Source organism: Zavarzinia sp., assembly GCF_041650655.1.
Classification (GTDB): domain Bacteria; phylum Pseudomonadota; class Alphaproteobacteria; order Zavarziniales; family Zavarziniaceae; genus Zavarzinia.
Genome location: NZ_JBAZKR010000154.1, coordinates 1 through 7,050 on the forward strand (window position 1 = coordinate 1; position 7,050 = coordinate 7,050).

Sequence of the window (7,050 nt, forward strand, 5' to 3'; positions counted from 1 at the left end):
CCGCCTGCTCGCCTGTTCGCCCCATCTGACCTCGACCTTCTCGTGGGAACTGCTCAATCCCATGCCCTTCCCGGGCGAGGAACCGGGCGATCCGACGCCGCGGCGCGAGGCGGCGGCCCAGGTCGCGCAGATCTATCTGGCGACCATGCCGGAAATGGCCTCGATCCATCCGATCGACCCTGAAGGTTACGAGGAGGACGTGCTGCTGCTCGACCGCTCCTTCCTGTCGACCGGCTATACCACCATGCTGAAGGTGCCGTCCTACGACCGCTTCCTGCTCGATTTCGACCAGACCCCGGCCTACCGCGAGCTGAAGGACTGGCTGAAGATCCTGCAATGGCAGGCGCCGGAACGCCGCGGCAAGCGCTGGATCCTGAAGTCGCCCCATCACCTGACGGCACTGCCCGCGCTCTTCGCCGTCTTCCCGGAATGCCGGGTGGTGATGACGCATCGGACACCGGTGCAGACCGTGCCCTCCTATGCCTCGATGGCGGCCGCGCTGACCAAGCCGAACACGGACAGCCTCGACCCCGCCACCCTCGGGCCTTTCTGGGTCAAGCGCTTCCGTCGCTCCCTGGCCGAGGTGATCCGGCTCCGCGAGAAGGACCCGTCGCGTTTCATCGATGCGCGTTACGAAGATGTGCAGCGTGATCCGATGGGCGAAGCGGAGCGGGTCTACGGCGCCCTGGGGCTTCCCTTCGGTGACCTCGAAGTGGCCGCCATGAAGGAATGGCTGGTCGAGAACGCCCGCGACCGCCACCCTGCACATCGCTACACGCCGGAGGAATTCGGCCTGACGCGCGAGGGGTTGGAACAGGAATTCGCCTTCTACACGGCCGAATGTTTGGCCTGAACGAAAATCAAATGGGGGAGGGTACAATGCTGCTGAAGGACAAGGTCGTCATCGTCACCGGCATCGGGCCCGGCATGGGCGCCAAGATGGCGCGCGATGCGGCGGCGGCGGGTGCCAAAGTGGTCATGGTCTCGCGCTCGGACTTCGTGATGAAGGACGTGCTGGCGGCGATCCTGGAATCCGGCGGCACCGCGATCGCCGTGCAGGGCGACGTCTCCAAACAGGAAGATTGCGACGCCGTCGCGGCCAAGGCGGTCGAGACTTTCGGGCGGATCGACGGGCTGATCAATTCGGCCTATTACCACCCGCCCATGGTGCCGCTGCTCGACAACGATGCAGAGGATCTCCGGCTGGCCTTCGACGTGATCGTGGCCGGCGCCCTCAACATGATCCGCGCCGTCCGCCCGCAGATGCAGAAACAGGGCGGCGGCGCCGTGGTCAACATCGGCACCATGGCGAACCGCAAGCCCCTGATGGGCGAGGGCGGTTACGTGCTGGCCAAGGGCGCGCTCGCCTCGCTCACCCGCCAGCTCGCGCTCGAGCTGGGGCCGGAGGGGATCCGCGTCAACATGACGGTGATGGGCTGGCTGGGCGGGCCGGCGACCGACATGTTCTTCGAATGGAAGGCGATGTCGAGCGGCCGCACCAAGGACGAGGCGGTGGCCGAGGCGGTCGCGCGCATCGCCCTCGGCCGCATCCCGCCGGACGAGGAATGCGGCCGTGCCGCCCTCATGCTGCTGTCGGATTTCGCCGTGCAGGTGACGGGCGCCATGCTGGACGTGAACGGCGGCGAATATATGCCGGCTTGAGGGGAGAGAGGACAATGGCCCTGCGTCTCGAAGACATGGAGCTGATCAAACAGCTCAAATACAAATATTGCCGGGCGATCGACACCTGCGATCTCGCCCTGCTCGAAACCCTGCTGACCGAGGATGCCGAGGTCGACTATCAGGGCGGCATCTACCGCTTCCACTATGTCGGGCGCGACAATGTCCTGCAGGCGATCAAGGAAGCCTTCAACCCGCAGCTCGTCTCCAGTCACACGGTGCATCACCCGATCATCGAAGTGCATGACGACGACACGGCGGACGGCCACTGGACCCTGATCGACTGGACCATGTCGCTCGCCTTCGGCAACACGGTGGTCGAGGGCAGTTCCTTCTACGTCGACAAATATGTGAAGCAGAGCGGCCGCTGGCTGATCCGAAAGGCGACCTATTCGCGCCTGTTCGAGCGCGTACACCAGATCCCGGACGCCAATCTGACGGCCCATCTGCTGGGCTCCAAGGCCGGGGCTTGAGAGGCACGGCGCCCCGCCCGGAAGGACGGGGCGCCGGCCGCAGGATCAGAACGCCAGGCGGGCGCGCAGCGTCAGCAACTGGTGGTCGACCACCGAATTGCCGTAAGTGCCTTCGTAGTCGAGGCCGACCGCCACCCCGGGATTGACCGGCATGGCGAGACCGCCGGTGAAACGCGCATAGTCGCGGTCCGGCTTGCCGCTGTCGGCGGTCAGGCTGACGGCACCGATCGACTGATGCACGACATAGGCGTCGTTCAGGTATTCATGCACCCAGCCGGCGCCGATGCGGAGCAGCAGGGGCTGATCCACGCCGGGCACCGGCAAGCCGACCTGGCCGTGCAGGCCGAGTTCGGAGGTCAGCGAATCCGAGCTGTAACCATCGACATGGCGGGCCGCGAAGCCGCTCTCGTCATAGGAGTCGATCGTCGTGTTGTGATAGGTCGCGACCGCATGGGGCGAGACGATGAAGGTCGTCTTCTCGATCCCGGTCGGGATGTTGATGTCGTAGGCGGCGTTGATCTGGGCGCCGAGATCGCTGCCGTCGATGTCGGCATTGGCGTAGTTGCCGGGGCCGCCCGACAGGCGCTCGGCCGAATAGCTGATCCAGCTGTAGCCCAGGAAGGCGTCGACGTTCAGGGCGTGCAGCATGGTGGCCGAGCCATAGGCGATCAGCGACATGGCGTGGCCGTCGTTGGTCGAGCCGCCGTCGTGCACGTCGGTCGAGAAGCCCGACCAGCCGACCGCGAGGCCCGCCAGCGCGGAGTCGACGATACCCTCGTTGCGCATGACGTCATAGTCGACGCCGGCGGTGATGTCGTAACCGTTGACGTCGCCGCCCAGCACGCCGCCCTGGGTGCTCACCTTCGTTCCGGCATAGGAGGTCGCCACGAAGCCGTGCAGGCCCTGGACGCCGAACAGGCTGTCGACCGTGGTGCCGCCGGACGATGCGGTCGGCCCTTCGGCCGAGCCGTCGAGCATCGCGGCGACTGTGGTCAGCGTGCTCTCGCCGCCGCCGAGGTGGCCGGACAGGCGCAGGCCGACGTTGCTGAAATGGTCGTTGGTGATCAGCAGTGGCACGTCGACATAGAGCGGCGTCACGTCGGCCGCGCTGCCGAGCGGCGTGCCGCCGACGCCGGCGAAGGCGAAGATATAGGTGTTGGGGATGCCGAGCGTATCACCGTCCGTGCTTGACGGCTGGCCCAGCGAATAGACTTCGGCACCGACGGCGCGGAGCGCCGCCAGGGCATCTGCCTCGGACGCCGCGGCACCGTAGAAGATCACGAACTTGCGGGTGTCGCCCACGGCGAGCGCGCCGAAGTTGAAATCGAAGGTGGCGCCGTGGTCGGCCGGGCCGTTATCGTCGAAATTCGTGTTTTCGGGTGCCGAGATGCTGCCGGTCGTCTCCAACGGATTGCCGTTGGCGAAACCGTTGTCGCTGGTCGCCACGATGTTGGTGGCGGGCAGGCCCTGGATGGTGACGAATTCGCTGAATTCGGTCGGCGGGATGTCCCAGTCCATCGCCCGGCGATAGCGCAGTTCGGTGATGTCGGTCGTGCCGGTGTTCCGGATCGAGACATCGACCTGATAGAGGTGCGAATCGACGCTGGGGTGATAGTCGTGACTGACCGTCAGCATCCGGCTGGAGCCGGCGACCGAGACATCGACGGTGGAGAGGGCACTCGACCCGGACGAGCGCGGGTCGGTCCCGGTGCCGCTGACGGTCAGGGTCGCGTTGCTCAGGTTGCGGTCACCCGTCGCCTGGCCGGCATTGCCGAAGAAGGGGGTCGGATCGCCGATGGTCGAGTAGTCGCCGACGCCCCAGGCTTCGCACGCGCAGCCGGGCGTCAGGGCGTCCTGGCTGCCGGCCGGCGAGGCCAGGAAGGTGAGGCCGACGCCGCTGGTGATCAACTCGCCAGTGTCGTTGACGCCGAGCGCCACGGTGCCGTTGTCGATCACCGCACTGGCGACCTGGGCACGGGCGGGTGCGGCAATCAGCAATGCCGCGGTCAAGGCGACAAAAGACGTCGACCCCGCTCGGACGAGCGCGTTCAAGTTTTTCATGAAAATTCCCCCGATCAAAAATACAAGTCTATTGCGTTGACCTTGCTGTGGCGAATCCGCCACCCCCAAGCCACATTTGGCAGAGTTAGAGTGGTGTCGCAATCGGGAAAATGATCTGGATCATGAGAATGTCGCCTCGCTGCGGTAAGGGAGCAATTCGGGCGGGGTGGGGCGGCCTTGCCACGATCCTTGTCACACCGCTGGCTGCCTTTCACGGCCGGTTTCAGCGATGAGCGCCTTGCCGACGGCCGCGGATACCGTGATCTTGGGGGCTGGCGCTGCGGGGCTCATGTGCGCCTTGACCGCGGGCCGCCGCGGTCGCCGCGTGGTTCTCCTCGACCATAACGGGAAGGCCGGAGCGAAGATCATGATCTCTGGCGGTGGCCGCTGCAACTTCACTAATTTCAACGTGCGGTCGACCTGTTTCCTCTCGGCAAATTCGCATTTCTGCAAATCGGCCCTGGCCCGCTATGCCCCGCATGATTTCATCGCCCTGGTGGAGCGCCATGGCATCGCCTGGCACGAGAAGACGCTGGGCCAATTGTTTTGCGACGGTTCGGCGCGGCAGATCGTCGACATGCTGCTGGCCGAAGCGGCGGCGGGTGGCGTCGATCTCCGCCTCGGCCGGCGCATCACGGATATCGGGCACGACGGCAGCGGGTTCACGGTGGTGACCGAGGGGGGCACTTTCGTGGCCCCCAGCCTGGTATTGGCGACCGGCGGCCCCTCGATCCCCAAGATGGGGGCGACCGGTTTCGCCTATGAGGTGGCGCGGCGCTTCGGCCTCGACGTCGTCGAGCCGCGGCCGGCGCTGGTGCCGCTCACCCTCGGCGGCGACGATCTCGCCTTTGCGGCGCCGCTCTCGGGCGTTTCCGTCGATGCCGTGGCGCGCTTCGGCAAGACCCGCTTCCGCGAGCATATGCTGTTCACCCACCGCGGCCTGTCCGGGCCTTCCGTGCTGCAGATCTCGTCCTACTGGCGGGCGGGCGAGGCGCTCGGCTTCGACCTCTTGCCCGATCTCGACGCCCTGGCCTTCCTCAAGGAGCGCAAGCAGGTACGCCCGCGGGCCGAAGTGAAGACGGTGCTGGCCGAGGTGCTGCCGGCCCGCCTCGCCCAGGCGCTGGCGGGAGAGGCGGCTCGGCCGATCGGCGAGACTTCGGACAAGGCCCTGGCCGCCATGGCCGAGCGGCTGAAGAACTGGGTGGTGACGCCGGCCGGCACCGAGGGCTTCGCCAAGGCCGAGGTCACCGCGGGCGGCATCGATACCGCCGGCCTGTCGTCCCAGACCATGATGGCCAAGGCGGTGCCCGGCCTCTTCGCCGTGGGCGAGGCGGTCGATGTCACCGGCTGGCTCGGCGGCTATAATTTCCAATGGGCCTGGTCGAGCGGCTGGGCCGCCGGCCAAGCGGTCTAGAGGCGGCCTTCCAGCCGGGCTTCGATCTGGGGCAGGCGGTCGGCGCCGAAGAAGGCGTCGCCGTCCAGGACCACGAAGGGCGAGCCCCAGACCCCGAGGGCCGCCGCCGCTTCGTTGGCGAGGCGAAGCGCTTCCTTGGCCGTATCGCCGGTCATGCCTGCCGCCGCGACCTCGGGCGAGACGCCGCAGACCCCGGCCAGGGCGGCGATCGTTGCCGCATCGGCGAGATGGGCGCCCCGGCGGAAGGCGGCGTCGAGGACCGCGCGGGCGAAGGGTACGGCGGCGTCCGGCTGCATCGCTTCCAGATGGTGGAACAGGCGTGCCGGCAGGTGGGTGGAGACCGGGAAGGGATCCGGCATCCGGAACTCCGGCTTGCCGAAGAAGCGGGCCGAGCGCGCCATGTCGGCCAGCACATAGCGCCGCTTCACTTCGTGTTCGAGCGGCGGCGGCATGCCATGCTGCTTCAAGACGGCCCAGAGCAGGATCGGCCGCCAACGCAAGGACCGGCCGTGCCGGGCGGCCACTTCGGCCAGCGAGTCGGCCAGGCAATAGGCGTAGGGCGAGGCGAAGTCGAAGAAGAAGTCGATCGGTGCGGTCATGGCCTGGACCCGGTCGCGAGGGCGGGCGAAGGGGGCAGGGCACAGGCCAGGGCATAGTCCGCCACCATGCGGTCGACCAGCTCGGCCACCGAGGGCACGTCGTGGATCGTCGCCACCCCCTGGCCGGCGGTCCACACATCACGCCAGAGGCGGGCCTCGCCGTCGTTCAGGGAACTGAGGTCCGGACTCTTGGGCGGCAGGCTGGCGATGTCGATGCCGGCACGTTCGAGGCTCGGCGTCAGCCAGTTGCAGCCGATACCGGAGAGGCGGTCGGAATAGACCAGGTCGTCGATGCCGGCCTCCACGATCATCTGCTTATAGTCGTCCGCGGCATTGGATTCCCTTGTGGCCAGGAAGCGCGTGCCGACATAGGCGAGATCGGCGCCCAGCGCTTCGGCCGCGCGGATCTGGAAACCGTCGCCGATCGAGCCGCCGAGCACCAGGCAGCCGTCCCAGAATTCCCGGATCTCGCGAACCAGCGAAAAGGCGCCCTGGAGCGAGGCATGGCCGCCGGCACCGCCGCCGATGCAGATCAGCCCGTCCACCCCCGTCTGCGCCGCCTTCCGGGCGTGGGCGGCATTGGTGACGTCGCAGAAGACGAGGCCGCCATAGGCGTGGACCCGCTCGACCACCGGCGCCGGCGAACCGAGCGAGGTGAGCACCAGGGGCACCCGGTGACGCGCCACGATGTCGAGATCGGGCTGGAAGCGGGCATTGGTCCGATGCACCACGAGATTGACGCCGAAAGGGGCCACCACGGCCTCGGGGTTGGCGGCGCGGTGGGCGTCCAACTCATCCCGGAGCCCGCCCAACCAGCGGTCGA

7 protein-coding genes are annotated in these 7,050 nt (G+C 67.3%); 4 read left to right on the forward strand and 3 right to left on the reverse strand.

Going from position 1 to position 7,050, the window contains the following annotated elements; genetic code table 11:
* The 3 genes from WC493_RS20865 to WC493_RS20875 all read left to right on the forward strand — a co-directional run.
* On the forward strand, positions 1 to 853 hold an 853-nt coding region (locus WC493_RS20865; RefSeq protein WP_373068154.1), incomplete at its 5' end, for a sulfotransferase.
* Positions 854 to 864: 11 nt separating this feature from the next.
* Entirely contained in the window at positions 865 to 1,662 is a 798-nt protein-coding gene (locus tag WC493_RS20870) for an SDR family oxidoreductase (protein ID WP_373068156.1), read from the forward strand.
* Positions 1,663 to 1,676: 14 nt separating this feature from the next.
* The gene (locus tag WC493_RS20875) at positions 1,677 to 2,153 is read left to right on the forward strand and encodes a nuclear transport factor 2 family protein (protein WP_373068158.1); all 477 of its coding nucleotides are present in this window, start codon (positions 1,677 to 1,679) and stop codon (positions 2,151 to 2,153) included.
* A gap of 45 nt (positions 2,154 to 2,198) precedes the next feature.
* On the opposite strand, the gene WC493_RS20880 is transcribed toward WC493_RS20875, so the two are convergent.
* On the reverse strand, positions 2,199 to 4,214 hold the full coding sequence (locus WC493_RS20880) for an autotransporter outer membrane beta-barrel domain-containing protein (RefSeq protein ID WP_373068160.1): 2,016 nt from the start codon (positions 4,212 to 4,214) through the stop codon (positions 2,199 to 2,201).
* A 229-nt stretch (positions 4,215 to 4,443) separates the two neighbouring features.
* Here WC493_RS20880 and WC493_RS20885 point away from each other — a divergent pair, with 229 nt between their 5' ends.
* On the forward strand, positions 4,444 to 5,628 hold the full coding sequence (locus WC493_RS20885) for an NAD(P)/FAD-dependent oxidoreductase (RefSeq protein ID WP_373068162.1): 1,185 nt from the start codon (positions 4,444 to 4,446) through the stop codon (positions 5,626 to 5,628).
* Here WC493_RS20885 and WC493_RS20890 read toward each other — a convergent pair.
* Positions 5,625 to 6,227 carry a 2-hydroxychromene-2-carboxylate isomerase gene (locus tag WC493_RS20890; protein WP_373068164.1) on the reverse strand — a complete coding sequence of 201 codons (603 nt, stop codon included), beginning with the start codon at positions 6,225 to 6,227 and terminating at the stop codon, positions 5,625 to 5,627. The genes WC493_RS20885 and WC493_RS20890 overlap by 4 nt on opposite strands.
* Positions 6,224 to 7,050 (reverse strand): NAD(P)H-dependent flavin oxidoreductase (locus WC493_RS20895; protein WP_373068166.1); only part of this gene is annotated, 827 nt, incomplete at its 5' end. The genes WC493_RS20895 and WC493_RS20890, both read right to left, overlap by 4 nt.

Excerpts from the sequence above, each read along its gene's own strand:
- WC493_RS20890 (WP_373068164.1), bottom strand. The coding sequence starts at position 6,227 with ATGACCGCACCGATCGACTTCTTCTTCGACTTCGCCTCGCCCTACGCC.
- WC493_RS20875 (WP_373068158.1), top strand. The coding sequence starts at position 1,677 with ATGGCCCTGCGTCTCGAAGACATGGAGCTGATCAAACAGCTCAAATAC.
- WC493_RS20870 (WP_373068156.1), top strand. The coding sequence starts at position 865 with ATGGGGGAGGGTACAATGCTGCTGAAGGACAAGGTCGTCATCGTCACC.
- WC493_RS20885 (WP_373068162.1), top strand. The coding sequence starts at position 4,444 with ATGAGCGCCTTGCCGACGGCCGCGGATACCGTGATCTTGGGGGCTGGC.
- WC493_RS20880 (WP_373068160.1), bottom strand. The coding sequence starts at position 4,214 with ATGAAAAACTTGAACGCGCTCGTCCGAGCGGGGTCGACGTCTTTTGTC.